The sequence below is a fragment of the Rhizobium sp. SG570 genome (assembly GCF_012275345.1).
In the GTDB taxonomy this organism is placed as follows: Bacteria; Pseudomonadota; Alphaproteobacteria; order Rhizobiales; family Rhizobiaceae; genus Rhizobium; species Rhizobium lusitanum.
Genome location: NZ_JAAZQI010000014.1, coordinates 53,423 through 79,722 on the forward strand (window position 1 = coordinate 53,423; position 26,300 = coordinate 79,722).

21 protein-coding genes and 3 pseudogenes are annotated in these 26,300 nt (G+C 57.6%); 18 read left to right on the top strand and 6 right to left on the bottom strand.

Annotated features, from left to right (window positions below):
- Positions 1-59 precede the first annotated feature (59 nt).
- The 3 genes and pseudogenes from FHT28_RS25250 to FHT28_RS36895 all read left to right on the top strand — a co-directional run.
- Complete coding sequence (locus FHT28_RS25250; protein WP_037200740.1) at positions 60-1,028, top strand: MBL fold metallo-hydrolase; 969 nt, start codon at positions 60-62, stop codon at positions 1,026-1,028.
- A 56-nt stretch (positions 1,029-1,084) separates the two neighbouring features.
- Entirely contained in the window at positions 1,085-1,714 is a 630-nt protein-coding gene (locus FHT28_RS25255) for a pyridoxamine 5'-phosphate oxidase family protein (RefSeq protein ID WP_037200739.1), read from the top strand.
- 25 nt (positions 1,715-1,739) lie between these two features.
- Positions 1,740-1,811, top strand: a pseudogene (locus tag FHT28_RS36895) (DUF1348 domain-containing protein); the annotation flags it as partial.
- Between the two features lie 60 nt (positions 1,812-1,871).
- Here FHT28_RS36895 and FHT28_RS25260 read toward each other — a convergent pair.
- Positions 1,872-3,521 carry a PAS domain S-box protein gene (locus FHT28_RS25260; protein WP_246704937.1) on the bottom strand — a complete coding sequence of 550 codons (1,650 nt, stop codon included), beginning with the start codon at positions 3,519-3,521 and terminating at the stop codon, positions 1,872-1,874.
- Positions 3,522-3,566: 45 nt separating this feature from the next.
- On the opposite strand from FHT28_RS25260, the gene FHT28_RS36355 reads away from it, so the two are divergent.
- From FHT28_RS36355 to FHT28_RS25300, 10 genes and pseudogenes are all read left to right on the top strand, one after another.
- Positions 3,567-3,791 (top strand): hypothetical protein, encoded by a 225-nt coding sequence (locus FHT28_RS36355; RefSeq protein ID WP_246704938.1) that lies wholly within the window; start codon positions 3,567-3,569, stop codon positions 3,789-3,791.
- A gap of 186 nt (positions 3,792-3,977) precedes the next feature.
- Positions 3,978-4,371: pseudogene (locus tag FHT28_RS25265) on the top strand (DUF983 domain-containing protein).
- Positions 4,346-4,816 carry a DUF302 domain-containing protein gene (locus tag FHT28_RS25270; RefSeq protein WP_348645015.1) on the top strand — a complete coding sequence of 157 codons (471 nt, stop codon included), beginning with the start codon at positions 4,346-4,348 and terminating at the stop codon, positions 4,814-4,816. The pseudogene FHT28_RS25265 and the gene FHT28_RS25270 overlap by 26 nt, the downstream one beginning before the upstream one ends.
- Before the next feature lie 13 nt (positions 4,817-4,829).
- A pseudogene (locus FHT28_RS25275) lies at positions 4,830-5,584 on the top strand (SDR family oxidoreductase).
- Positions 5,585-5,855: 271 nt separating this feature from the next.
- Positions 5,856-6,686, top strand: coding sequence for an alpha/beta hydrolase (locus tag FHT28_RS25280; RefSeq protein WP_168597643.1), 831 nt, complete (start codon positions 5,856-5,858; stop codon positions 6,684-6,686).
- A gap of 182 nt (positions 6,687-6,868) precedes the next feature.
- Entirely contained in the window at positions 6,869-7,621 is a 753-nt protein-coding gene (locus FHT28_RS25285) for an SDR family oxidoreductase (RefSeq protein WP_197072860.1), read from the top strand.
- A 102-nt stretch (positions 7,622-7,723) separates the two neighbouring features.
- Entirely contained in the window at positions 7,724-8,143 is a 420-nt protein-coding gene (locus tag FHT28_RS36360; RefSeq protein ID WP_246704939.1) for a serine/threonine-protein kinase, read from the top strand.
- Positions 8,144-8,269: 126 nt separating this feature from the next.
- Positions 8,270-13,213, top strand: a complete 4,944-nt coding sequence (locus FHT28_RS25290; RefSeq protein WP_348645016.1) for an AAA family ATPase — start codon at positions 8,270-8,272, stop codon at positions 13,211-13,213.
- Positions 13,214-13,354: 141 nt separating this feature from the next.
- Entirely contained in the window at positions 13,355-14,233 is an 879-nt protein-coding gene (locus tag FHT28_RS25295; RefSeq protein ID WP_168597644.1) for an MBL fold metallo-hydrolase, read from the top strand.
- 625 nt (positions 14,234-14,858) lie between these two features.
- The gene (locus FHT28_RS25300) at positions 14,859-16,001 is read left to right on the top strand and encodes a GSU2403 family nucleotidyltransferase fold protein (protein ID WP_168597645.1); all 1,143 of its coding nucleotides are present in this window, start codon (positions 14,859-14,861) and stop codon (positions 15,999-16,001) included.
- 362 nt (positions 16,002-16,363) lie between these two features.
- Here FHT28_RS25300 and FHT28_RS25305 read toward each other — a convergent pair whose 3' ends face one another.
- From FHT28_RS25305 to FHT28_RS25320, 4 genes are all read right to left on the bottom strand, one after another.
- Positions 16,364-17,002 (bottom strand): alpha/beta family hydrolase, encoded by a 639-nt coding sequence (locus tag FHT28_RS25305; protein ID WP_037201667.1) that lies wholly within the window; start codon positions 17,000-17,002, stop codon positions 16,364-16,366.
- A gap of 388 nt (positions 17,003-17,390) precedes the next feature.
- Complete coding sequence (locus tag FHT28_RS35895; protein ID WP_210255861.1) at positions 17,391-17,618, bottom strand: P-loop NTPase fold protein; 228 nt, start codon at positions 17,616-17,618, stop codon at positions 17,391-17,393.
- 797 nt (positions 17,619-18,415) lie between these two features.
- Complete coding sequence (locus FHT28_RS25315; RefSeq protein WP_168597646.1) at positions 18,416-19,867, bottom strand: pentapeptide repeat-containing protein; 1,452 nt, start codon at positions 19,865-19,867, stop codon at positions 18,416-18,418.
- Positions 19,868-20,158: 291 nt separating this feature from the next.
- The gene (locus FHT28_RS25320; protein ID WP_168597647.1) at positions 20,159-21,148 is read right to left on the bottom strand and encodes an MBL fold metallo-hydrolase; all 990 of its coding nucleotides are present in this window, start codon (positions 21,146-21,148) and stop codon (positions 20,159-20,161) included.
- 629 nt (positions 21,149-21,777) lie between these two features.
- Here FHT28_RS25320 and FHT28_RS25325 point away from each other — a divergent pair.
- From FHT28_RS25325 to FHT28_RS25345, 5 genes are all read left to right on the top strand, one after another.
- Positions 21,778-22,209, top strand: coding sequence for an organic hydroperoxide resistance protein (locus FHT28_RS25325; RefSeq protein ID WP_168597648.1), 432 nt, complete (start codon positions 21,778-21,780; stop codon positions 22,207-22,209).
- 136 nt (positions 22,210-22,345) lie between these two features.
- The gene (locus tag FHT28_RS25330) at positions 22,346-23,248 is read left to right on the top strand and encodes a TIGR03571 family LLM class oxidoreductase (RefSeq protein WP_168597732.1); all 903 of its coding nucleotides are present in this window, start codon (positions 22,346-22,348) and stop codon (positions 23,246-23,248) included.
- 580 nt (positions 23,249-23,828) lie between these two features.
- The gene (locus tag FHT28_RS25335; protein ID WP_168597649.1) at positions 23,829-24,311 is read left to right on the top strand and encodes a hypothetical protein; all 483 of its coding nucleotides are present in this window, start codon (positions 23,829-23,831) and stop codon (positions 24,309-24,311) included.
- A 77-nt stretch (positions 24,312-24,388) separates the two neighbouring features.
- On the top strand, positions 24,389-25,132 hold the full coding sequence (locus tag FHT28_RS25340; protein ID WP_168597650.1) for an SDR family NAD(P)-dependent oxidoreductase: 744 nt from the start codon (positions 24,389-24,391) through the stop codon (positions 25,130-25,132).
- 68 nt (positions 25,133-25,200) lie between these two features.
- A complete protein-coding gene (locus FHT28_RS25345) occupies positions 25,201-25,476 on the top strand; it encodes a hypothetical protein (protein WP_168597651.1) in 276 nt (91 codons plus the stop codon).
- A gap of 22 nt (positions 25,477-25,498) precedes the next feature.
- Here the strand turns inward: FHT28_RS25345 and FHT28_RS25350 are convergent, their stop codons facing one another.
- Positions 25,499-26,179, bottom strand: a complete 681-nt coding sequence (locus tag FHT28_RS25350) for a gamma-glutamylcyclotransferase (RefSeq protein ID WP_168597652.1) — start codon at positions 26,177-26,179, stop codon at positions 25,499-25,501.
- Positions 26,180-26,300 lie beyond the last annotated feature (121 nt).

Sequence of the window (26,300 nt, forward strand, 5' to 3'; positions counted from 1 at the left end):
ACGCCTCCCTGCGTGGTGGCGCCCATCCACCGCGACTGTCCAAACAGATGGAGCCGGAAATGAACAAGCACGATTACGCACTATCGAGACGTGGTTTCTGCCTTTGCTGCCTCGGTGGCGCGACGTTCGCGGCCACGGGCGGCTGGCTTTCGCCAGCGGAATCGTTCGCGGCCGCCAAAAGTCTTGTCGTCCAGATCCGCGAGGCCGCGGCGGCGGCGGACATCACCACGACTAAGCTTCGTGGCGGCATCAGCGCTTTTTCGGGTTCCGGCGGTAACATGGGCGTCCTGGTCGGAGATGACGGAAAGCTCCTTGTCGACGCAGGGATCACGGCGACGCGCCCCAAGATCGAGAAGGCGCTGGCCGATCTCGGTCTGCAGCCGATCAAGCACCTCATCAATTCGCATTGGCACTTCGACCACACCGACGGCAACGAATGGCTCAATTCGGAAGGCGCCATGATCACGGCCCACCCGAATTCATTGAAGCATCTGACGGTCGCCACTCGAGTCTTCGACTGGGATTTCGACTTCCCAGCCTCGCCGAAGGGCGCGCTGCCGACGATGCTGATGAAGGGCGACGAGGAGACGTTGAAGCTCAACGGTCAGACGATCGCGCTGAAGTACTACGGTCCCGCCCACACCGACAGCGACATCTCGGTGTTCTTCCAGGAGGCGAACGTCGTGCACGTCGCCGACACCTTCTGGAATGGCGTCTATCCCTTCATCGACTATTCGACGGGTGGCAGCATCGACGGGCAGATCCAGGCCGCCGAGGCCAACGTCAAGATGGTCGACGACCAGACGATCGTCATCCCTGGGCATGGCGAGATCGGCAACAAGAAGGACCTGATCGCCTGGCGGGACATGCTCGTCGGCATCCGGGAGAACGTCGCCAAGCTGAAGAAGGATGGCCGGACCGTGGATGAGACGATCGCCGCGAAACCCACGGCGAAATGGGACCCGGTCTTCGGCAACTGGGCGATCTCTCCGGCACTATTCACCCGCCTTGCCTACGAAGGCGTGTAAGTGGAAACTCCTCGCGGCGGCGTGGATCGCCGATCCTATAGGGAGGGCAGGCGGCCGTGGATACCGAAAGACATTTCTCGAGCGACGTCGCCTTCTCACGATCCGTGAAGGAGATCCAGGAGCGGAAGGGCTCTCGCAAATCCTACGCCCGCGTCGAGGAGCGCGGCGGATGGGCGACCGCGATCACGCCCGATCTCAAAGACTTCATTGAAAAGCAGATCAGCATCTTCATGGCGACCGCCAACAAGGAATGCCAGCCGTATATCCAGCACCGGGGCGGGCCACCAGGGTTCCTCCATGTGATCGACGAAACCACGCTGGGATTCGCGGACTATATCGGCAACCGGCAGTACATCACTCAGGGAAATCTTGCCGACAATGATAAGGCTCAGCTTTTTCTGATCGACTACGGAAGCCGAACGCGCATCAAGATCTGGGGAACGGCCAAGGTGGTCGAAAACGACCCGGCGCTCCTCGAGCAGTTGACGCCGAAGGGATATCAAGCCAGACCCGAGCAGGTGATCCTCTTCCATGTCGAAGCCTGGGACGCGAACTGCCCGCAGCATATTCCGCTCCGGTTCGAGGCCGACGAAGTTCTGAAGGCGATCGAAAGCAGGGACGCGAGGATCAAGGAACTGGAGGCGGAGATCGCCACACTAAAATCTGCGGCGTCTGCTGGCGTTTAATAGTTGAACTCGAAAGGATTCAGACATGACTCGTCCGCCGTTGCCTCCCTTAACCCTGCGGTGCGCGATCGAGAAAGTGCGGCTGGCGGAGGACGGCTAGAATATAGGAATTGAATGGGCGCCTCCATCTCTCGTACACAAGCTTTGATCCGCCCGGTTATTCAGGAGTTGCACATTGCTCTTGCGAGGATAGCGGAGGTGGCAGGGTGAAGCTGAATGTGCTCCCCTTGCCCTTTTCAGTCGCGACCCAGATATGGCCCCCGTGCGCCTCGATGATGGATCGGCAAATCGAGAGCCCCATTCCGATGCCGGTCGCTTTGGTGGTGAAGAAGGCCTCGAACGCCCTTTCCGCAGTATCCGGATCAAGACCTACGCCGCTGTCCGAAACGCTCACCTGGATCATTCCTTCGCACCGCCTCGTGACGACGTGGAGCACTCGCCGCTGGCCTTCCAACGCTGCCATTGCGTCCGCGCCGTTCATGACCAGATTGATCAGGACTTGCTGGAGTTGGATCCGATCCCCGTTGACCGCATCCGCTGCACCCTCATAAACGGTTTCGACAAGGACGCCTTTTTGCCGGAGTTCGTTCTTGGTCAACAGGAGCACTTCTTCGATCACGCTACGGATGCTCAGCGGCCCGACCTTGGGTCGAGAATTCCGCGCCAGTGCAAGGATGCTGCTCAACACCTTGCCCGCCCGGTAGCCGTCGCGCAGAACCCAGTCGATCGCCTGCACGGCCTCTTCGATGTTCGGGGAAGCGGATTTCAGCCAACTCATGGATGCTGCGGCGTTGGTGACAATGGCCATGAGGGGCTGATTCATTTCGTGCGCGACGGACACCGCCAACTCGCCTATGGCGGTCAGGCGGCTCATGCGAGCAAGATCTTCCTTCGACTTTCGCAGAGCGTCCGAGGTCTCGTTTCTCTGGGTCATGTCCCTGAACACGAGAACCGCGCCTTTCATCTCGCCGCTCGTGTCGATGATCGGTGCCCCAGATACATCAATCACCATCTCGGAGCCGGCCTTCGAGCGGAGCGCGTATTGGGTACTTATCGTAAGCTCGGCTTCGCGGCCGAGGATCTCCGAGACGGGGTCGACCAGGACTTGGTGTGCCTCGTCGATCAGCTTGAAGACCTGTTCGACAGGTCTGTCAGCGGCCTCCTGCTGTGTCCATCCCGTCAGCTTTTCTGCAACCGGATTGAGAAACGTCAGCCGCCCTTGGTCGTCTGTCGATATGACCGCATCCCCGATACTCGAGAGCGTTGCCGCGTAGCGCTGTTCGCTCTCCTGAATTCGGTTTTGCGCAATTTTAAGGTCTTCAACGTCAGTGTTCAGGCCATACCACTTGATGACCTTGCCGCTCTCGTCACGGATCGGCACAGCACGCAGCAAGAAAGTACGCGAGGTGCCGTCACGAGCGACCATGCGAGCCTCGACGCCCCCCGCGACCTCGTTGGTCAACAGCCCCGTCCATAGCTCCTGGACACGTTCCCTATCGTCTGGATGGAAGACCCGCATGTATCCGAAGCCCATCGACTCTTCTTTTGTAAGACCGAAGTAGCTCAACCACTGTCGATTGACGTCCTCCAGCCTCCCGTCCGGGCTCGTGTGCCAGGCGTGGGCTGGAAGCGTATCCCACGAAAGACGAAGCTCCCATTCGGCAAGGCGAGCTCTCTCCTGCGACTGACGAAGCTGGGCGTTGATCGAGGCATTCTCGATCCGCACGGCGGCATAGGAGGCCAGATTTTCGAATGCATTGGCCAGGTCCTCGTCGAACTCCGCGACTGTGGAGCTTTCAATCTTCAAGACGCCGAGAACAACCTCCCCGACGAGAAGCGGAACGAGCAGCTCATGGGGCAGACGGGAACCATTCTCGCCCGCCGTGGCGACCGGCATTTTGTTTCCCCGGAGCGAGGACATAACCGACGAAGTGAACGGTGCGGGACCGTCTTCTGTGAGGAAGACTACCTCCGCCCGGCCGACCCCGCCGAACTCAAGACAGGCGGCCGCGAGCGCATCGGCTATACCATCGCGGTCCGCATCGACGGGCAGCGCTCGGAGCATTCGCAAGCCTGATGTTGTGTCCATGACGATGTTCGCCAGAGGTGGTCCCCGGCAAGCAGAGTAGCAGGCCCCGAGATATGGGCAAGCGGCAGCCCGATTTCGTTAAAGTACGATAGCGGACGCCGGTTGCTGGATGCCTCTCGACAGGCGAATGGAACGAGTGCCTTATGCGTGAGAGGCAACGAAAGGGGGGCGGGCATGGATCAGAAGTATCCGCCGCTGTCACCACTCAAGACGGGCGTTCGCGGATTGTGCCCGCGATGCGGTCGAGGTCATCTGTTTAGCGGCTTCCTAACATTACGCAAGGAGTGTGAGGTCTGCGGTCTTGACTATGCGTTCGCCGATCCCGCCGACGGGCCTGCGTTCTTCGTGATCTGTTTCGCCTCCGTTCCGACCGTGCTGCTGGCAGTCTGGCTCGCGGTCGCGCACCACGCCTCGATCTGGGCGCAGATCTTTGTGACGGGGCCATTCATGATCCTGACGTGCATCCCGCCGTTGCGCCCGCTCAAGGGGGTGGCTTGTCGCTAGCCAGTATTTCTACAAGGCCGAGGAGGGGAAACTGTCCCGTGGGGACGACGCTGGCGAAGAATAGGGGATTGCATATGCGTTCAAAAGCCGTCGAGCACCGCACGACGCACGCCTTCCAGGAGGCGCTGAAAACGGTCACAAATGCGATCGGGAAGGCTGGGATGACAGTGTTCGCGGAGATCGATCACGCGAAGGCCGCACGAGATAACGGGCTGTCGATGCCGGAGACGCGTGTAATCGTCTACGGCAATCCGAAGGCGGGAACGCCAGTCATGCTGCACACGCCGCTGACCGCCCTCGATCTGCCATTGCGAATTCTCGTCCGGGAGCTGCCCGGGTGCAGTTCCGCCGTTGCGTTCCATCCGATGGCGGAGATGTTCGAAGAACTTGGAGTCAAGCGCGAACTCGCGGCCCGATTTGATGCGATCCAGCAGGCGATCATCGACGAGGCCTGCGGCGGCTGTCCGACGGCGACTCGCGAACAGAAAGGCACCTCATCCCATTCTTAAAAAGGAGAAGCCGATGAGCAATTCTGTTAACGGAAAAGTGGCGCTTATGACGGGCGGCTCCCTTGGTCTCGGCGCTGCGGTAGCGCTTGCTCTCGCCGACGAGGGCGCGGACGTCGCGATTAGCTACGAAAAATCGAAGGAGCGTGCGGAGGCCGTCGTCGCGCAGATCGAACGGCGCGGCCTCCGCGCCGTGGCGATACAGTCGGACCACGGCGATCCGTCGACCGCCGGACCTCATCGCAAAAGTGGTCGAGCATCTCGGAAAGCTGGACATCCTTTGTGAACAACGCCGCCGTCGCGTGGCAGGGGGCAAGGATTGATGATCCGGAGATCGACAACTTGGCAATGGACCGGCAGTGGGCGATCAACGTGAACGGCGTAGTCGCCAACATCAGAGCGGCGTCGAAGGTTCTCCCTGAGGGCGGGCGCATCATCTCGGTCGGTTCCGGCGTGGGCACGCGCGCGGGCTTTCCTGGAACTGCGGACTATGCGGGCACCAAGGCAGCCCTGATCGGCTACACGACGGGCGTCGGGCGTGATCTTGGTCCCCGAAAGATAACCGTCAACGTTGTCCAGGCGGGGATCATGGCCACCGACATGCTGGCTGGTTCGGAAGACAAGCTGCCCGCAGGCATCCTGGACCTTCATGCCCTCGGACGGATCGCGACTGTAGAGGAAGTGGCGGCCGGCATCGTATTCCTTGCAAGCCCGGCCGCGAGCTACGTGACGGGGTCGGATCTGGACGTTAACGGCGGCTATCTCGCCTAGCTGGCAGTGCTAATCAAAACAGACGTTTTCGAAAGACCGGCTGCTATCACCACGCGACAATCGTGCCGCTTTACGAGGCGGCCGGTATGCGCGGATTGCCGTAGACGCGAGCCACGAACTGGAGGTTCTTCCGATGACATCGTCGTCAGTTATTTCCCTTACGAGACGAGACGCCCTTCTTGCAGGATCCGCCACCGCGTTCGTACTGGCAGTCGGTCAGTCGGCTTCAGCCGCCACCAAATCGAAACAATCAACAACGGAGAACAAGTTCATGGGTACTGTGAAGGTGAAGGACGGAACCGAGATCTTCTATAAGGACTGGGGCCCGAAGAACGCGCAGCCGATCGTCTTCCACCACGGATGGCCGCTCAGCGGCGACGACTGGGACAATCAGATGCTCTTCTTCCTTGGGGAAGGATTCAGGGTCATCGCGCATGACCGCCGCGGTCATGGCCGGTCCTCGCAAAGCCGAACTGGTCACGAGATGGACACCTACGCAGCCGACGTCGCCGAGGTGGCGGAAGCTCTCGATCTCAGGAACGCGGTCCACATTGGTCACTCCACCGGAGGAGGCGAGGTCGTGCACTACGTCGCCCGGGCAAAGCCGGGGAGGGTTGCCAAAGCGGTCATTGCTGGCGCTGTCCCTCCGGTCATGTTGAAGTCCGACAAGAACCCCGGTGGCCTGCCGATCGACGTCTTCGATGGGTTGCGCAAGGCGCTCGCCGCCAACCGCGCGCAGTTCTACATCGACGTTCCGACCGGACCTTTTTATGGCTTCAACCGTCCTGACGCCAAGATCTCTCAAGGTCTGATCAACAACTGGTGGCGGCAGGGCATGATGGGTGCCGCTAACGCACACTACGAATGCATCAAGGCGTTCTCGGAGACGGACTTCACCGAAGACCTGAAGAAGATCGAGGTGCCGGTATTCGTAATGCATGGCACCGACGACCAGATCGTCCCCTACCGGGACGCCGCCCTTCTGTCGGTCAAGCTTCTGAAGAACGGGACTCTGAAAACCTACGATGGATATCCGCATGGAATGCTGTCGACGCATCCCGAAGTGCTGAACCCGGACATCCTGGCGTTCATCAAGGGATGACACGCAAGCGGGGCCGGCAATCGGCCCCGCAACGCTTGCGGCGGTTGCCGTCTCTAGCATCCGCCGAGCCGCCGCGCATACGTTCTAACGCAAACTCACAAGCTCTTCCTGCAACTCCTTAGCCTCGCATAGACGCAAGGAGTACCGTCTGGTCATCGTAGCCGATCAAGCGGACATAGGAGATCAACATGCGGCTCCAGGCAAAAATTGCAGTCGTCACAGGCGCCAACAGCGGCATCGGCCTCGCAGCCGCCAAGCTATTTGCAGAGGAGGGCGCTCGGGTCTTCATGACCGGCCGGCGTAGCGAGCAACTCGACGCGGCCGTCCGCGAAGTCGGTGGGAGCGCCCGAGGCATCCAAGGCGACATTGCCAACCTCGGCGATCTCGATCGTCTCTATGAAATCGTGAAGGCTGAGGCCGGCCATCTGGACATCTTGTTCGCAAACGCTGGAGGAGGAGAGTTCGCACCGCTCGGCGCAATAACCGAGGAGCACTACGACCGGACCTTCGACATCAACGTCAAAGGCACGCTCTTCACCGTTCAGAAGGCCCTGCCGCTGCTGAAAGATGGCGGGTCCATCATCCTGACCGGTTCGACGGCTGCGTCGACGGGCATTCCGGCGTTCAGCGTCTACGGCGCGACGAAGGCCGCCATCCGCAGCTTCGCCCGGAACTGGATACTCGATCTCGCGCCGCGCGGCATCCGGGTGAACGTGCTTGCGCCCGGCGCGACGTCGACGCCCGGCTGGCACGATTTGGCGACGTCGGAGGAAATGAAGAAGGAGATGATGCGGCTGACCTTGGCCGGTATTCCGCTTGGACGAATGGGCGATCCTCGGGAAATCGCCAATGCCGCGCTGTTCCTCGCTTCGGACGAAAGCAGCTTCGTCAACGGATGCGAGCTTTTTGCAGACGGTGGATCGGCGCAAATATAGGCGCGTCCTCTTCGTCGTCGACGCCGGATTTTTTTGCATCGGCACCGTCGAATGTTCTAGTATCGCGCGCCGGCTCGAAGCAAGGCCGATCGGAGCATCGTGATGGACATGTCTCGATACCAGCGCCAGCTTCTCCTGGAGGACGACAGCTTCGTTCTTTACCGCGGCATCTCCGAGGATGGAAACACCTCCGTCCTTATGAAGGCTTCGGTTTCGGCCGATTCCTCACATGGGGGACTACAGCGCTTCGAAGCCGAAATGTCTCTTGCAGATCGGCTCGATCTCGGCTGGGCGGCGAAACCGCTCGCACTCGAAAGTCACGACGGACAGGCGTTCCTCCTGCTAACGGATGGCGGCGGCATGCCGTTGAGCAACTCCAAGGGAGAGGCCTTCGACACCGGTTTTTTCCTTTCCTTCGCGATCAATGTCACCACCGCCCTGAGGAAAGTCCACGCTCGAGGGCTCGTCCACGGGGATCTCAGACCTGCCAACGTGCTCACCGACGCCTCTGGTAAGGTATAGCTCACCGGCTTCGGCAAGGCGGTACCAGTTGGGACCGTGAGCGAAGCATCGGGAGGTTTCCAGAGCGGCCATCTGAATTCGCTGCCCTACATCGCCCCTGAGCAGACAGGCCGGATAAAGCGGTCGGTGGACCCCCGTAGCGATCTGTACGCCCTTGGCGCGGTGTTCTACGAGACGCTCACGGGGGAGCTGCCGTTCGTAGCCGTCGATGCAATGGAATGGGTTCATTCGCACGTCGCGCGGCGGCCGATCCCTCTGCGCCAGCGAAACGAGGTCATCCCACCCGTCCTCGAGCGCATCGTCCTGAAGCTCCTCGCCAAAAGGCCGGAGGACCGATATCAGACCGCGGCGGGTCTCGAAGCCGATCTCCAGCGATGCCTCGGCAGCTGGAACTCGACCGGTCGCATCGAAGAGTTTGAAGTGGCCTCCGGTGACGCTGCAGACCGTCTTCGAGTCCCTGAAGGACTATATGGTCGGGCACGTCAGACGGGCGCCATCCGGGCGGCTTTCGATCGTGTAAGATCGCAAGGCGCGACCGTGGTCGTGCTGGTTTCCGGTCCGGCAGGGGTCGGAAAATCGTCCGTCGTGCATGAGCTGCGAAATTCGCTGGCGCAGACGGGCAGCCTGTTCGCATCCGGCAAATTCGACCAGTACACGCGCGACATTCCATATGCGACGGTCGCGCAGGCGTTCCGAGGTCTTGTCCGTCAGATCCTCAGTTTCGGCGACGCCGACCTGGAGCGCTGGCGGAAGGAGCTCTCCGAAGCCTTGGGGCCGAATGGTCGGCTGATGATCAACCTTGTTCCGGAACTCGTCCTGATCATCGGCGAGCAGTCGCCGGCCCCCGATCTTCAGCCTCACGAGGCCAAAGCCAGGTTCCACCTCGTCTTCCGGCGGTTCCTTGCGGTCTTCGCACGTCCGGAACGACCGTTGGCGTTGTTCATCGACGATGTCCAGTGGCTCGACTCTGCCACTATCGAGCTCGTCGAAACGATCACTCTCGATCCAGAGGTGAGAAATCTGCTTCTCATCTGCGCCTATCGCGACGACGAGGTTCCGCTGCAACATCCGTTCAGTGCGACGCGGAACGCAATGCGGGAGAGCCTGGGCAAACTTGAAGAATTGAGGCTCGGTCCGTTGACGCCCCTGGACCTCCAGCATCTACTGTCCGACATGCTGCGATCGGACGCCCGCTCCGTCGGGCCTTTGGCAAGACTTGTGGTCGACAAGACGGAAGGCAATCCTTTCTTCGTGCTGCAGTTCTTGTCCTCCATGGAGGAGGAAGGGCTGGTCGTGTTCAATGCCGGCGAGGGCAGGTGGCGATGGGACGTCGACCGTATTCAAAACACGCGCATCACCGGCAACGTGGCCGAGCTTGTGGCGTCTAAACTAATCCGCCTCCCTCATCTGACGCTGGAGGCCGTCAAGCTCCTCGCCTGTCTCGGAAGCGGGGCTTCGCTGGCGACTTTGAACATCGTATCCGGCAAGGCCAAAAGACAGATCGTCGCGATCCTCTGGGAGGCAGTTCAAGCCAGGTTCCTGCTGCGTGTCGACGACGGTTTCGTCTTCGCTCACGACAGGGTGCAGGAAGCAGCCTACCTGTTGGTGACGGCAACCGACAGGCCGGTCGCCCATGTCCAGATCGGGCGGGCGTTGATGTCGAACCTGACCCCAGCGGGTGTCCGAGAGCACATATTTGAGGTGATCGATCAATTCGGCCGAGGACTTGGACAGGTCACCTCGGACGGCGAACGCGAGCAGGTGGCCGAACTCTTCTTGGAAGCCGGGATCTGCGCAAAAACGTCCGTCGCCTACCCGTCGGCGCTGAGGTATTTCCGGACAGGTCTGGGACTTCTGAAACCGTCGCACTGGGAAACGCGCTATGACCTCATATTCGCACTCGAACTCCAACGAGCGGAATGCGAGTACCTAACCGGCGATCACGCAGTCGCCGAAGACCATCTTCTCGAATTGTCTCTGCGTGCCAGAAACCTCGTTGACGGCGCGGCGGTGGTGCGCCTCCGGTCGTCGCTTTATGTTACGCTCGGAGATCAGGCGAAGGCGGTCGACGTCGCTCTCGTCTATCTTCGCGACTTTGGCATTGAGTGGTCTCCCCATCCGACCGAACAAGAGCTGCAGGCGGCGATCGAGGCGTTGCGCGGGCTGCTTGCGGACCGTCCGATCGAAGATCTCGCAGACCTCCCAAGAATGACCGACCCCGACTGGCTCGCCGCGATGGATGTCCTCGCATACACAATCCTTCCGGCCATCTTGACCGACGGCAATCTCGAAGACCTCATATATACACAGATGGTCTCGCTAAGCCTGCAGCACGGCAATTGCGACGCCTCCTGTTATGCCTACGTGTCTATCATGGTGGCGCTGGGGCTTCGTTTCGGCGATTACGATTCCGGCGGCCGCTTCGGCGATGTGGGCCTAGCTCTGGTCGACAAGCACGGGATGGACCGCTTCAAGACGCGGACCTACACCTGCTACGCCTGCTTCGTCGTTCCCTGGACAAAATCTCTTCGCATATCGGAAAAATTCAGCAGGAAAGCCATGCAGGTGGGTGTCGCGGCGGGCGATCTAGTCTTTGTCGTTACGACCGCCCAAATGCTGGTTTCGCATCTATTGGTCGCAGGCGCCGACTTGGCACTGGTGGAGGAGGAGGCCGAACGGTTCCTGGCGTCAGCACAAAGGACGGGGTTCAGCCTTGCCGCGGACTCAGCGATCGGCCAGCTACTTCTTATTCGCGAGCTGCGCGGTCGAGGCGGTCCGGAGACGCCGGGTGGCTCGGTGCTTCCTGAGAAGGCGTGCTACCAGCAACATCTGCAGGACGCTGGCGCGCAACTCGTCCTTCCGCTCGCATGGTTTTGGATCCAACAGATGCAGGCGCGATATGTTGCGGGCGACTACCCTTCGGCGATCGAGGCGGAGAGCGAAGCTCGTGCCGTCGCTCTGGCCACCAGGTCTTTCATCGACATTGCCGAATACCATTTCTACGCCGCGCTTATCCATGCGGCCGTCTGCGAGGCCGCAGCAGGCGAGGATCAGCGAGAGCACTTCGAGGCGATAAGGCGGCACCAGAAACAGATCGAGACATGGGCCGATAGCGGGCCGGAGAACCATGGCAACCGCCGCGCGCTTGTCGCTGCAGAAGTCGCACGTCTCGAAAACCGCGAGATCGAAGCCCTCGGGCTTTATGAAGAAGCCGTTCGCTCGGCGAGGCAGTACGGCTTCATTCAAAACGAAGCCATGGCGAACGAACTGGCGTCGCGGTTCTGCGAGGAACGTGGCCTGAAGACGAGCGCGATCGCATTCCTGCGGAACGCGCGGTCCTGCTATCTGGCATGGGGCGCTCATGGAAAGGTCCGGCAGCTCGATCAGGCAAATCCAGGTCTCAACCCGGACGTCAACGGGAAAAGGATGACGCCTGGCTTCGAGGTGCAGCACCTTGATATGGCCGCCGTACTGACGATGTCTCAGGCCGTATCCGGCGAGATCGTTCTCGACCGCCTCGTCGAGCGTCTGATGATCAATGTCGTTGAACACTCCGGTGCGGTCCGCGGACTGCTGTTCCTTCCGAAAGGAGCCGAGATGAGTATCGTCGCCGAAGCGCTCACCGATGACGAGGGCGTTTCGGTCAGGTTCGAGGGGTTCGAGAGGAAGCTACCGGAAACGATCCTCAGCTACGTGACCAGAACACAGGAGGTCGTACTTCTCGACGACGCCCGGAGCGCCGAGCTGTTTTCAGCGGATCCCTACGTCGAAGAGACAGGTTCAAGTTCGATCCTCTGCCTTCCGCTGGTGAAGCAGAAGCAACTGGTCGGAGTGCTCTATCTCGAAAACGACCTGTCGTCCCATCTGTTCACCCAGGGCCAGGTGGCCGTCCTTCAGCTCCTTGCCTCCCAGGCGGCAATTTCGCTCGAAAACGCCTCGTTGTATCGCGAGGCGCAACAAACCCAGGAGCAGGCCCGACTCGTGGCCGAGGAACTTCGCCTTTCGTACGATATGATCCCGGCATTGGCATGGCACATCAGTCCCGAAGGCCTCAATCCAGTGTTCAATAAGCAATGGCACGACTATACCGGAATGACTCCGGCGTGGGCCCGAGAAGCGTGGATAGAGTCATTCCATCCAGAAGACCGAGAAAAGGCGTTCCAGAAATGGACCGAGTGTCTCGAGACAGGAAATGCTGGCGAGGCAGAGCTACGACTTATTCGACACGACGGTGTTTCTCGCTCTTTTCTCGTGCGGGTAAGGCCTGTGCGGGACGAAGGTGGGACAATCCTAAAGTGGGTCGGCACGAGCACGGATATCGACGATCTCAAGAGGATCGAGGAGGCTCAGGAACTGTTGGCCCGTGCGGGACGACTGACGGCGTTGGGCGAGCTCACCGCGTCGATCGCGCATGAGGTCAACCAGCCTTTGATGGCGATCGTGATGAACGCAGCGACCTGTCTGCGCTGGCTAACCGACGACCAGCTCGATGTCGAGGAGGCCCGGCTGGCAGTCGAGCGTATCATCCGGGACGGGCATCGCGCCGGAGACGTGATTACGAGCATCCGCGCGCTGGCGAGGAAGTCGCCGTTGACCATGGAGGAGGTCGATATCAACTCGTTGATCGAAGATGTCCTCCTTCTAACCCGCGGCGAACTACAGCGGCACGGGATCACCCTCGACAAGGAGCTGGATGCAGGTTCCGGATCGGCGGTTGGAGACCGAATCCAATTGCAACAGGTCGTCCTGAATTTGATCCTCAATGCGGTCGAAGCGGTCGCTTCGACAAAAGGGAAGCCTCGTCGACTTCGGGTGCGTTCGGAAAATTCGGGCGGCGGGAAGATCATGGTGACGATCGCCGACAGCGGACCCGGCGTCGACGCTTCAAAAGTGGATCAAATTTTCGACGCGTTCTTCACCACGAAGCCGGAAGGTCTCGGTATGGGACTTTCCATCTGCCGCTCGATCATCGAGGCACATGGAGGTCGGCTGTGGACTACTCCCAACGAGCCCGATGGGAGCGCGTTTTCGTTTACGCTGGTGGCAGCGGGCCTCTTGCATCCCCGTTGAGAATGACTGCGGCCCGATTGGCAGCGACGTTTCCTAACCAGAACTCACAGGAAAACACTCGCGCCTCGATGAGAGAGAGGCGGCAAACCCCCAAAACCATTTGCCGCATCCTGCATCCGATACTCGACCAAGGAGACCGAGATGACCAGAGATAACGAGAAACTTCCACCCGGTGTCCTCGCTGGTGGCTTCCACAAACTGAAGCACGGTCTCTTCGACGTCACTATTCTCAGCGACGGTTTCATCACCCTGCCATCGAGTATCCTGGCGCCCGACGGCACTCCAGAAGAGATGAGCAGCATTCTCGGCCGGCTCGGTGGAGATACAGACAGCGCGCCCCTTCAAACGAACATTCCACTCATCCGCTGGGGAAGCGATTTGATCCTGATTGACACCGGAGCAGGCGCAAACTTCCAATCCAGCGACGGCCGGCTCGCGGATAATCTGTCGTTGATCGGTGTCGATCCAGCATCGATCACAAAGGTCGTCTTCACTCACGTTCATCCCGACCACTCCGGCGGGACCACGAAGGACGACGGGTTTCTCCTATTTCCAAACGCGCAGTATTACGTCAACGAGGCCGAGTGGTCGTTCTGGACGGATCCCGACTACGAAAGGAAGATGCCGGATGTGCTCCATGACTTCGCGCGCGGCGCCCAGCGCGACTTATTTGCGGTCAAGGATAAACTGACGATGGTAAGACCGGGGGATGAGATCGTTTCGGGAATGAAGGTGGTCAGTACGCGAGGGCATACGCCGGGGCACATATCGTTGGAGTTGTCTGGGGACGGGAACCTGTTGATCGCGGGTGACGTCATTCCGAACAACATCATTTCCTTTGAGAACCCCCGGTGGCACTTTGGATTCGATACCGAGCCAGAAGTCGCGCTGACCAATAGAGCCGCGTTGTTGGACAAAGCCGCAACAGAGAAGCTGCGGATACTCGGATACCATTGGACATATCCGGGCGTCGGTTATGTCGAGCGGAACGGTTCGGCCTATCGGTTCGTCAGAGGTTAGAACATCAAAGGATGGCTAAGGGCTCGCTGGGTCGCGCGCGATGACACTCATGTCGTCCTTGTCAAAAACGCGCTCGGCAATGCGTAAGGAGGTCCAGATCGCCTCGCGCCGAGCCTATTGACTCCCTACGACTTGTTCTCTATTTGTTCCAATGTGAGACAGCACCTGCGAATATCCACGATACGGTAACCACCTCGCGCCTCTCCGCCAGCGGCAACGGTTTTCTCGTATCGTGAATTTCTCAGATGTTCGACAAGACTCTCGCCAATAAGGCATACCTCGACGCAGTCTTTCGGCAAGCCTCGAAAAAGAAGTTCCTCCCAAAAGCGACTGTTCGGTGCCCGGCCGATCCTGTGTTCCGAACACAGCTTGCACGCGATCTCGCTTGCCTGCTCGACGTGGACGACAACGTCGCCGCTCTGCTTCGGCGTCGTTGTCAACCTCTTCGCCAAACTCAAGGACTGGCTGTGCCACAAACAGTGAGGCGGAAGAGAGTTGACCGCTGTATAGGACAGATATTTGAAAAAGTTTTCAAACGACCAATATAATTCCGCTTGCTAGTCATTTGGCAAATGACTAGCAATAGGTTTGCTAAACATTTGCCAAATGACTAGCAAGGAATGACATGCGACCTCTTGCACCTTCGTTGAACATCGCATTTGCGGATCTCGTTGAAAACGCACATGAGAAAGCGTTCAACGCCCACTTTCCCGCAAATGGGACATTTCATAAACTGAAGCGCGTGGGGAAGGAGTATTGGTATCACATCATGCGCGACCCGACTGCACCTAGCGGCAGACGAACGAGCTACGCCGGGTTGGTCGGCGATCCTGATGTAGACGCGCTTGTCGAACGACATGGCCACGAACATGCACGTCACAAACTGCAGAAGGAGGCAGCCTCTATGCTGCGCCGATCGGGCCTTCCGGTACCCGATCCCATGGAAGGAAAACTGGCGCAGGCATTCCAGAAAGCCGGCCTGTTTCAAGCCGGCGCGATTCTCGTTGGATCAGTGGCATACCAGGCCTACGGCGGGATTCTTGGTGTCAAATTGAGTGGTGACCTCCACCGCACGCAGGACATCGACCTTGCCCAAGACCGCGAAATCGCGCTTCACGTGAGCCACACGGGCCAAATGCTGGAGGATTTTCAGGATATTCTCAAATCGGTCGATGCGTCGTTCGCGCCAAAGCTCAATCCTAGCTATCCGACCACTGAGCCGACGCGCTACGAGAACGCCAGCAACTACAAGGTTGACCTCCTGACGGCTCACAAGAACTCAGACCGCGATGGTAGAGCGCCAGTATCGATTTCGATTATGCCGGGCGCAGCTCTTCAGCCACTCGATCTGATGGAGTTCCTTATCAAAAAACCGATCCGTTCTGCACTCCTATATGAAGACGGTGTGGCTGTCGTAGTGCCCGATCCAGTTAGGTATGCCCTCCACAAGGTGACCATCAGCCAGATGCGAGGTCTATCGGGTGAGTCGGGAAAGGATAGCAAGGACCGCATGCAGGCCGCAGAACTGGTAAGGGCCATCGAACATGCCGGCCGCACCAGCGAACTCGCAGAGGCTTGGTCAGAATTATGGCGCGACAAGCCGAAGCAACAGAACTTCGTGCTGCGCGGAATCCTATCGCTGCCCGACGACGCTGTTGACATCATCGCGCGCAGCGCCATTCGATACGGAGAGGAACCGTTTCGCGACGGTGAACCACCCACGGCCACACTTCAGCGTCTCATTCGCAAGAAAACCAAGGACGGTTAGGACGGCCATGGCGCATATTTCAGTCGTTAACGTCTTCCCCATTTAGGAATGGTAGCCGGTTTTGTCGACTGGCAAGTGCGTTCGAACAGATGTTCCTTCGGTCAGGCCCAGTTGATGGCGTAAGAGGTTACCGATCTTGTGGCACTTGCTCCATAATGCCGGATATTTGCGACAGGAAGTATTCCACATCTAGGTCAGGGTCGGGCTGAGGGTCTAATCTCCCGGCTTTCATTGCCCGGATTAGCCGAGCAAGTCGCGCCGCCTTCGTCAAAGTTGCACGGACATAGTCTTGTCGCTGATCGTTTGCCGCAACGGTTATGGCTGCCTGCGAATTGGGTGAAATACGAATACGGTGGCGTTGACTAATGCAACGCCGCCGCCCAGCGAACCACGTGAGTGGCAACGGTTGCGACTTGATCGACAACCGTGATCCCGGACACAGCCTTTCGTGGACGGAAGTCATGGTCTCCGTCTTCAAGCCAGAGAATTTCGATCTTGTCGGAGAGCTTGTAGCTGGAAACTTCCTCCCGCGATCCGAAGAGGTCCCGAGTTCCCTGACAGATTAAGGAAGGCGTCTTCATCTCCTCGAGATGAGCGGTCCGCAGGCTTTCAGGCTTCCCAATCGGATGGAACGGATATCCAAGGCAGAGCAGCCCGGAGATCTTTCTCGCATCGCGAATGTCGTCCGCGATCATGCTCGCCACGCGGCCACCCATCGATTTACCCGCGATGACGATCGTTCCCTCCAAACCGAGTTCGTCGATCACGGCTTCGAATTCATGCTTGAGGACTTCTGCGCGGGGCGGTGGCGCCCGCTTTCCTGAAAATCGTCGCGCCGCCATGTAATCGAACTCGAACCGGACGATCCGCAGGCCTTTATCGGACAGCGCTGCAGACATGGTTTCCATCCACGTCGTGTCCATCGCACCACCCGCCCCATGCGCGAGGACGATATTGATCTTGGCGTCTTCGGGGCCGGTGACGAGGAAATCATGAGGCATTCGGGGTTCTCCTGGTTGGTGACATCACAATTTGCAGGATAAAGGCCGCCGCCGACCGTACCGCTGCCGACCGATCGAATTCGACCTGTCGAGCAGACTCTGGACGGACGCCGTTCACGTCATCGGCGGATTCTTGCCGTTCTTATTCCGGCGCAGCGAAAACTCAAATTTGTGATGGTCAAGACTATACGCGGTGGCTGTTCTGCGGTGACCGAGGGGAGGGAGTCCAGTCAAGATTCTCAGTTATCTCATTCTTGCTTCGCTATCGGCTCGAACTCGCTCAGTTTGGCCCGTTCTACCTTCATTTTTTCAGCAGAAACAGGACACTTTAACTTTGCGGCTACATTCAATGTGGCGGGGAAGTTGAAATGTCCGTTTGTGCGCAAAGTTAAAGTGTCACGTTGTCTTTTTCGGCGAACCGGGACGCGATCATCTCGAGAACAGATGACTTTCCGGCACCCCAGTATCCATGAACTCCAATCGTCAGAGGTCGGTCATCACCATCTGTAATGATGTTGATAATCGTTCCAGCAATTGCTTCATTCCGAAGGAGGTCGACCTCAGTTTCGTGATCACTGATGTATCCCAGTCGTTTGTTATGTTGAGAAATTTCCATTGCAACTGACGCCCCATATCGCCTCTGACAATATATTCCTCAAGTTGAATCGATTCGCAAAGGACTGGCATCGGCACGCACAGGATTATCTGTTTCGCTGCATGCGATTAGCTCCGATAGATGACTTTGGCTGTGCGCTTAGGCATTATCGCCGCAGGAAATCCGGCCTGCTTCGACTTACCCGGCAAAAGAATATTTGCCAATTTTCTTTTTGCAGTGCACAATATTTTCACTGCAAACCGGGATGTGAGCCATTGAGGATTTGCGTCTACAAATCGTACGAAGCCCCTGAAATAACGCTTTTTTTGCGAGAAGGTGCGGCGATGCCTGCACACGTCAAAAGCCAACATTGGCGACACTTTAAAGTGGTTATCAGTGCGGAGATGAGAGCGGACCTTCTGACACAAATAGAGGTCGGCAACGGATGTCTTTTGGTCAATCTTGGGGCATCAGTGACGCACTGATTTACCCTGCCGCAGTGCCACAGTATGCGATATCCGATGTGGCCTCTGTTCCGAACGTTCCGCTGGTAACAATCGCTGCCGCGCTTATCGCGATGGTAACCGGTGTTCCGCCGCTCCGCCAAATTTTCTGAGACATTCTTCGGCCTCGTATAGGTTTTCGAGATGATACCGATCCTGAATTCTCGACCATGTCGTGTAGGCAATGTGTGAGCCGCACATCGGTTACCTTTGAGCGGCGTTCCGCCATCCTCCGTAGCATAGTTTTACAGCCGCCCCGGATCCCACTTCAAACTTCTCGGATGCCCACGGCTCGTCGAACTTCAGAGCATTTGCTCATACAAGGTATTTGGAAATGACAAGAGCTAGCAAATAGACGCTGACGAGTGACTGGATACCAGCCACTGTTCGCGGCCAACCCGTTGCTTGAAACTCGTAATTTACAGGTAGCAAGCGAGCGATCCACTCACCGACGCTGATCTGGCCCCAGCCAATCCTAAAGGCCGAAAGAATGCTGAACCAAGCACCGAGGAGGAGGGGATTGCAGTTCTGGCTCGTCAGCTTAACTGGCCGCTTGGCAAGATCTTTATTTATCAGCTCTGGCGGCTTTGGTCTAAATACCCAGATAGCGTGCCGACTATGCGGCGATCGGGAGATGCAGAAAGCGTAGAACAACGAAAAGATTCCAGCTACTAGCCCGCCTGATAGCGCGAGTCGTTCGGGTCTTAAACCGTAGGCGTAGGGAACGCCAAAGAGGAGCCAGTTTATCGAGCCTTGCATGGCATAGGCACGATTATCACGCGCGGCCGACTCATACGCGTTCCTCTCGTTATTCAATGCGTAATTGATTTCCGCAGCCGGGACATTGAGCTTCGCCGCGTCGAGCTTGTTTCTTAGGTCCGCCAATGTCGCCTCGGAGCCTCCGTAGCTTGAGATTGACGTCAGATCCTTTGCATCCCGCAGCGATTCTACCTGTGGCAAATGCCCAGATCGGATATTTAGATTAAGCTTCGCCAATTTGGCCTTAGGAAACGCCGCGCCATCAAGATCGACGTTACGCATTGTTGCACCGCTCAAGTCAGCACTGTCGAATGAAGTATTTGAGAAGTCATCGTTGTCCAAATTGCCAAACCGCATTATCGCTTCCGAGAAGTCCCAATTCCGGAAGTCGCTTTCATAGATCTGTATTCCCCTTAGGTTGGCTCCGTAGAAACTGCCACCCGGCGTCGAGCCGGTTTGCCTTAGCTGCCACATCCCGGCCATTTCAAGGTTCGACCACCGAAGGTCCACGCCAACTATCTCTGAAGAGACTATACGTGCGCCCATCATTCGAGCGTATCTCAGGTCTGCGGCCTTGAAAGAAAGGCCCGTGATCCTTGCTCCGCAAAGGTCGGCTCTTCCATCCTGCGTGTATTCGAAACTTTCGCCGGTTATCGAAGGCGGCATCGGGCTGGCATAGCCTTCACGGGCGAAATTTTCCTCTGTGTTATGGGCGGCGACCCGATCATATGGGGGGCCTACTTTGGGCGTAAGTTGTTGTCTGGCCAAGGCGGCGTTTCCCAACCAAACTGCGTGGTCGGCAATCACCTGATCGAGCTGCGCTTGCGTCAATGCCACGTTGTTGAACTTCCCATGGCATGGCGTTTCGATCTCTATGACAGGATCTTGTGGATCGCCAGTTACCTTAACGGCCGTGATCCAAGCGCTGAGCGTGAATGCTATGACTATGGCTATCAGCGCTAAGCCGATAGGAATCGCCGATGACACGAACCGAACGACTTTCGACATACGACGCCCCCGCCTGCTGCATCCACAAACTACAGTTGAAGAAAAAAGTTTGCAATAAGTTGGAACGAAGCCGAAACCAGTAGGTGATTGGTCCTGTCCGGAAGGCGTTGGTCAGCAATCTTCCGTCAGGGGCTTTGCGGTCACTCGTTGCAACGCTGATCAAAGCCGTGCCAATAAATTCTATAGAACTGCCACTGCACCATTTCTTATAGCACTCAGGCGAAATGGCTCGCTTTCGCTTGTGACGGGTCCGATTGCAATATCGACAAGCGGACCACATTCGAAGCGTCCCTATTTAGACGGCCAGTCCGCGTAATTGAGCTGGACCCATTCGTAGGCCTTGCCTGCCCGCTTGATATAGCCGACACCGGGGAAGGGTAGGTGGGGAGCCGCAATCAACTGACGCTCGGACGCGATGCTCTTGAATGCAGCCTCGCGCGTCTTCTCAGCTACCTTCTGGTCGGTATCAAAAATGATTGTGATTTCCGGGTTCTGAAACTGGACGGCAGAGTGAACAATGTCCCCCACGAAAATAATCTTCTGCCCTTCGCTGTCGAGGGTGTAAAACGCGCTTCCAGGAGTGTGCCCAGGATGAACAGTGCCCGTGAGGCCTGGCGCGATTTCTGCTGTGCCCGTGAAGCCCTTGACCTTGCCAGCCTTGTCATAAGGTCCCAGCATTTCGGATGCCTCCTTTTTAAGAGAGGCATCCGCGCCAGATCCCGAGTCGCGAAGGAAGAAGTCTAGGTCTGGTTGTCCGAGATGAACCGTGGCGTTGGGGAACATGATTTTACCGCCTCGCACGAGGCCGCCTATATGATCAGTATGAACATGCGTGATGAGCACGTCACTGATCTGGGCTGGAGCTACGTTAATCGCGGCGAGAGCCCCTGGTAGCTTCCCTGCAGTTTCGGGACCGAACAAATCACCGGTTCCGGTGTCGATGAGAAGCTTGCGATCTCCGATCTGGACAAGGTACGCATTGATCGATGTGTGTACCGGGTTTGCCAGAAAGTCACCATCCAGAAGGTCGTCGATCTTCTTTTCGGAGGCGCCCTTCAGCAGCTTATGGAGATCAAGGGCTGCCGTGCCGTCGGAGAGCGCGGAAATCTTGGCAGCGCCGACCTTGAACGAATAGACGGTCGGTATTTGCGACACGCTGATTGGCTGATTGATCGCCCCGGCGAAAGCGGGAGCCAGGGGTGCGGTTGCTGAGAGCAGCCCCACGAGAGCGGTGAAAAGAAGCTTCTGACGCGACGACTTCTTGCTTGAATTAAGCAACATGCGAACCTCCCGGTAATTCCTCAAACCTGATAGTTATCATGTATGGTCGTGTCGAGACGTCTCTGTCAAGACGACTGATTATAATGGTTTCTGCAGAAGGTGAGGCGTCGTCGGAGGGCGCGAAGCTAAATGAAGAGTGGACGCACTACCTCTTTGGTTGCGCTTGGAGGCAACTTGCAATGCACCATTCGCCTTTCTAATGTGTCGCCACTTGATACTGTCAACTCCCGACACCGCTGACGAAGCGCCTCCAGGAGTGTCGTCCCGACCCCACCCCGCGAAGCAACCGAATGCCTTCGAAGTAAAAGGGACAGCTTGCGAGCAAGGATGAATTGTGCGGCCATTATTCGCCGAGCGGAATGAACTTCGGTGTTCGGCGGCCTCTGTTCGAAATGCCGAAAATTGAATTCTCGACATTTCGAACAGCGTTCGTGACGGTCGACGATTGTTCGGCATAAGGTGGTAATCCGGTCGGCCGTCGAGCAGGGCAGTCCGTCGCTGTCCGTCAATAGCACCTGGGTATGAATTGCAAATCGGCGAAGGACCGTGGGTATTGCAAGGGCTGCGATGCCGCGATTTGGCCGCTGGCGCCCACTCATGGCTTTGCCATCCACACATGGAGATAACAGATGACCGTCGATGCGAAATATAAAACCAGTGCAACAGCAACGGGCGGCGGCCGCGATGGCCATACTGCTTTGGCTGATGGCACGCTCGAATTCGACCTCGTTATCCCAAGGGAACTGGGCGGCCCCGGTGGTGATGGAGCGAACCCGGAGAAGCTTTTCGCGCTCGGCTATTCGGCATGCTTTCTTGGCGCACTTCGAGTCGGTGCTCAGCAGCTGAAGACGAAGGTTCCTGGTGGCTCGACAGTGTCCGCTACAATAGGCATGGGGCCGCGCACAGAGGGTGGTTTTGGTATCACCGCAGCTCTGGACGTCTATCTGCCCGGCATGACGGAGGCCGATGCCCAGCACCTCGTTGAAGCGACGCACAGCATTTGCCCGTACTCTAACAGCATCAAGGCGACGGTTGACGTAGCATTTTCAGTCAGAACCTGATCCCAAGCGAAATCGGCCGTTCTGTAAAGGAGGGCCGATCGACCGTTCTTCCTTCCTTCCTGCCTGCCTTGCCGCCCTTGATTCCGAACGCAGCTATCCCCATCCAATAGTCCACGGTTATATTATGAGCAGAGATATGTTGTTTAATAGGGAACGCTTGAGCCTGGGCTTGGTTTTGCCAGCTCAGCGAAGAATCCGTTCGGACTTCGAATTTGAGACTCAACTTTCACTGGCCGCGAGAGCAGATCGGGTAGGTTTCGGGTCGCTGTGGGTGAGGGACGTCCCCCTAAATAGTGAGGGGTATCCCGATCCAATCGGACATTCCGATCCTTGGGTGCTACTCGGAGCGTTGGCCGCTACCACGTCGCAAATTCGACTGGCCACTGGGGCGATCGTATTGCCACTCCGCCACCCTTTGCATATCGCAAAATCCGCACTTTCCGTCCAAGCCCTTTCGCGGGGTCGCTTCACGTTGGGGCTTGGCTCCGGGGATCGCCCGACGGAGTACGAGGTTTTCGGCCAGGACATCGAGCAGCGAAAGCTGGTCTTCCGAGACCACTGGCAGCAGCTGGCTGTCGCACTGGGCGACGGTCAGGCAGTCGCCGGGGTAGACGGCAGGATCCGGTCGGAGTTTAGCATTAGACCTCGTGTCGACACCCCGGTCCAAATGCTTGCTGTCGGCTCGTCATCGCAGTCGCTGGAGTGGATTGCCCGGCACTCGATTGGTTGGATGACCTATTACCGAGAACTAGATGCACAAAAGGATCGGATCGCGCTTTGGCATGCTGCCGTCGGTAAGGTCACCGAAGATTTTAGGGGATTTGGGCAATCAATGGCGCTCGAACTGGTTGAAAACGCCCAGTCGCGACCTGAACCTATCAATCTTGGCATTAGGACCGGTCGCCAAGGTCTGATCGAAGCCCTGCAGGCAATGAGAGACGTCGGCGTTCACCATCTAGCGCTGAACATCAACGCGGCTACAAGGCCACCCGCTGACGTTATCGACGAGATCGCGTCCGATGTGATTTCGGCAGTTTGATTGCCGCTTTCGACCTCAAGGTCAACAGGCAAAGATTCCTTAGATTCCGAGTTTTCGGGAGGGGGGTCAACACTTTGGATTCGTTGATTTGTCGAGGTCGCTAATATACGCAATCCACTAACTTCTGACAGAAATCCCCTAACTTCTGGACTAGAAATGCTTCGAAACTCGAAATGTTTTCTTTTCGAGAATTCGAACATTGTCCGGCAATCCCGACTTCTTTTCGGGGCGGTGAACAAAGCCCTCCGATGAAATGTCTCTGGGGCGACAAATCGATGAAGGGTAATCCGTAGCCATCGTACTTGATGGAAGACACATCCCATCACTTCCGCGATGACAATGCCATGGTGTTTGCCAATTGACCCTCATCATCTCAGACATCATCCCAGCTATAATCTGCAACTGAAAAAGCCCACTATGAATTGGGAACCGCGGGCAGATTTGTTGCCTTGCAGCCCATTGCTGCTGGGCCACCTGCCAACCGAAGTTTGGTGCCGGTCCTCGTCTAGCACCTTTGTATGAGTGTGCCCGCTGCCAAAAGCTGCCAGAAAATGGGCGTTTTTGACGGTTGGAGACTCCAATGGACTTCCTTTTCGATTTCACAATTCTCCATGTCTTGATCAGCGTGATCGCTCTCGTCTCCGGTGTTCGGCTGACGGTCGCTTTTACCAAAGGCGACGATCCTTACTCCATAAAGTTCGTCTTCCTGGTCTCTACGGCCGCCAATCTGCTCACCGGGTTCTTGTTTACGTTTCACGGCGTTACCCCAGCAATCGTAATCGGTGCATTGAACGCCGTTATTCTGTTAGGGACAATCGCTGCCAGCGCTCGGAAAAGCAGCACCCGTCTTTGGGGCCTTTCCTACGTAGTCGGCTCACTCGCGCTCCTGTACTTCAACTGTCTTGTCTTTATCGTTCAAAGTTTCCAGAAGGTGCCGTGTCTTCACGCGATGGCTCCGGTCGGGAACGAACCGCCCGTCATCGTCTCGCAAGGCGTATTGTTCTTGGTCGCGATTGCGGCGGGCTATCTCTGTCTCCGTCGAACCAGACGCCCGGCGATCTGAATTCCACGCGACGCCTAAAGTCAGTCATGGCTTCGAGCGCCATGGCCCCCGTATTCAAAACAATAAGAGAGTATCTAATGAGCAAACTCACTGGAAAAGTGGCTTTTGTCACTGGCGGTAGCCGTGGCATCGGAGCCGCTATTGCGAAGAAATTGGCAACAGACGGTGCTCTTGTCGCTATCACCTACGTGACCGGCAAGGCTTCAGCTGAGGCCGTGGTATCGGCCATCGAGACCAACGGCGGGAAAGCTGTTGCCATTATGGCGGACAGCGCGGATCCTGTGCAGGTCGACAAGGCCGTTTCAGAAGCCGGAGAATTACTCGGTCCCATCGATATCCTGGTCAACAATGCTGGCGTGTTCCCGACTGGCTTGATTGGCGATACGACCGATGCCGAATTTGACCGCGCGTTCGCGATCAACGTTCGTGCCGGTTTCGCCGCCACACGAGCGGCGCTTAAAACGATGCCGAATGGCGGCCGCGTCATTTTCATTGGCAGCAGTCTGGCGCTTCGTGTCCAAGGTCCTGGTCTCAGCGTCTACTCCGCAACAAAGGCAGCAGTTGCAGTGATGTCGCAGGCGCTGGCGCGAGAACTCGGACCGCGCGGGATCACAGTCAACACTGTTCATCCCGGCTCGACGAATACAGATATGAACCCAGCCGATGGGCCTTGGGCAGCAAATCAAATTGGTATGATGTCCAACCCTGCCGGTTTTGCGAGCGCAGGGGAAGTTGCGGACGTCGTCGGCTACCTCGCCTCATTCGAAGCCCGCTCAGTGACCGGCGCTGCGTGGACAATCGACAACGGTGCCACTGCCTGATCAAATTGGCCGCGCCGGGTGAAACCCGGTGCGGTCATAAACGTTGGGCGCTGAACGGATGGCCTGGAATGGATTGTCGTCTGTGCAGCCAGAAGATCCCGAGAGAGGGCGAGTCCATGACCCAACCGAAAACGCCGCTCCGCATCTCAAACGCTGGGATGCAGGACAACGCCCACATCATTACGATCGAGACCGAAGATCAAGCCATCTTCATGGACTTCGCCAAGCGTTGGCATGTGGAGGCTCGGCGAGTTTCTCCGACCATTATCTCGCTATTTTTCCCGGCTCGCGATCGTGAATTGCTTGAGCGGTTTGAAGCGGATTTCCCGACGACGCCGAAATAGGTCGCGTCACATACCTGGCTTACTACAAAGACTCCATGCTCTTTGTCACCGCAATAGCCAAAGCGTCTAGCTCGTCGTCCAGCACGCCACGACTTCGAAGCCCCTCTGCTGTTTGAAAGAGATAGTCAGCGGACGTGCCCAAGAAGCCGGAAGCGCTAGCAAGTCGCGAGATAATAACCTCACGTTCGAGGTTCCCGGCATAGTTTGGACTGTTGTGATCGATCGTAAAGGCGATCGCGTTGCCAAATCTATCTCCGTCGGCATCAAAAACGTCGAGCCAGCGTGGAGCGTAGGCGCCGGTGATCATCTCTCTCTTCCAGAGGACCGCCAGCTCGGATTCAAGGTCTGGTTCGGCAATCCGGAACGCGACACCCGCACAGGTCCCTCCCTGATCAAGTCCGAGAACCAAGCCGGGTGTCTCAACAGTGCCTCGGCCCGCAGACACGGAAAGGCAGAACGACCGATGCCAGTCATTGATGACCGCGACGCGACTTTCTTCAAATTTAAATGTTGGGTTCCATATCAGCGAGCCGTAGGCAAATACCCAAACATCACCCGGCGGGCGTACTTCCAAAGTAGCCTGAATACTTTCCGCCCTCTGTTCATCCGTCCAGAGAACGACGGCAGGGGCATCACGGGCAATATGGTCGCCCCAGGTTCCGGCCTCTAACTGTTGCCGTGTTACGCCGACCTGTTTGTCCATTTCGAAGGTTCCGGGCTTGAGAGGCAGGACCAGATGCTCGATTTCATACGGTCACAGTTTGAAGGCCAATGCGGCAGGACGCGATTTACATCTCCGAGTAGCTTGATGACTGAAATACACA

Excerpts from the sequence above, each read along its gene's own strand:
- FHT28_RS25320 (WP_168597647.1), bottom strand. The coding sequence starts at position 21,148 with ATGTTGCTTAATTCAAGCAAGAAGTCGTCGCGTCAGAAGCTTCTTTTC.
- FHT28_RS25315 (WP_168597646.1), bottom strand. The coding sequence starts at position 19,867 with ATGTCGAAAGTCGTTCGGTTCGTGTCATCGGCGATTCCTATCGGCTTA.
- FHT28_RS25335 (WP_168597649.1), top strand. The coding sequence starts at position 23,829 with ATGGACTTCCTTTTCGATTTCACAATTCTCCATGTCTTGATCAGCGTG.
- FHT28_RS25340 (WP_168597650.1), top strand. The coding sequence starts at position 24,389 with ATGAGCAAACTCACTGGAAAAGTGGCTTTTGTCACTGGCGGTAGCCGT.
- FHT28_RS35895 (WP_210255861.1), bottom strand. The coding sequence starts at position 17,618 with ATGGAAATTTCTCAACATAACAAACGACTGGGATACATCAGTGATCAC.
- FHT28_RS25330 (WP_168597732.1), top strand. The coding sequence starts at position 22,346 with ATGTTGTTTAATAGGGAACGCTTGAGCCTGGGCTTGGTTTTGCCAGCT.
- FHT28_RS25300 (WP_168597645.1), top strand. The coding sequence starts at position 14,859 with ATGCGACCTCTTGCACCTTCGTTGAACATCGCATTTGCGGATCTCGTT.
- FHT28_RS25295 (WP_168597644.1), top strand. The coding sequence starts at position 13,355 with ATGACCAGAGATAACGAGAAACTTCCACCCGGTGTCCTCGCTGGTGGC.
- FHT28_RS36355 (WP_246704938.1), top strand. The coding sequence starts at position 3,567 with ATGGGGCAGACGGGAACCATTCTCGCCCGCCGTGGCGACCGGCATTTT.
- FHT28_RS25325 (WP_168597648.1), top strand. The coding sequence starts at position 21,778 with ATGACCGTCGATGCGAAATATAAAACCAGTGCAACAGCAACGGGCGGC.
- FHT28_RS25345 (WP_168597651.1), top strand. The coding sequence starts at position 25,201 with ATGGATTGTCGTCTGTGCAGCCAGAAGATCCCGAGAGAGGGCGAGTCC.
- FHT28_RS25250 (WP_037200740.1), top strand. The coding sequence starts at position 60 with ATGAACAAGCACGATTACGCACTATCGAGACGTGGTTTCTGCCTTTGC.
- FHT28_RS25305 (WP_037201667.1), bottom strand. The coding sequence starts at position 17,002 with ATGCCTCATGATTTCCTCGTCACCGGCCCCGAAGACGCCAAGATCAAT.
- FHT28_RS25350 (WP_168597652.1), bottom strand. The coding sequence starts at position 26,179 with ATGGACAAACAGGTCGGCGTAACACGGCAACAGTTAGAGGCCGGAACC.
- FHT28_RS25280 (WP_168597643.1), top strand. The coding sequence starts at position 5,856 with ATGGGTACTGTGAAGGTGAAGGACGGAACCGAGATCTTCTATAAGGAC.
- FHT28_RS36360 (WP_246704939.1), top strand. The coding sequence starts at position 7,724 with ATGGACATGTCTCGATACCAGCGCCAGCTTCTCCTGGAGGACGACAGC.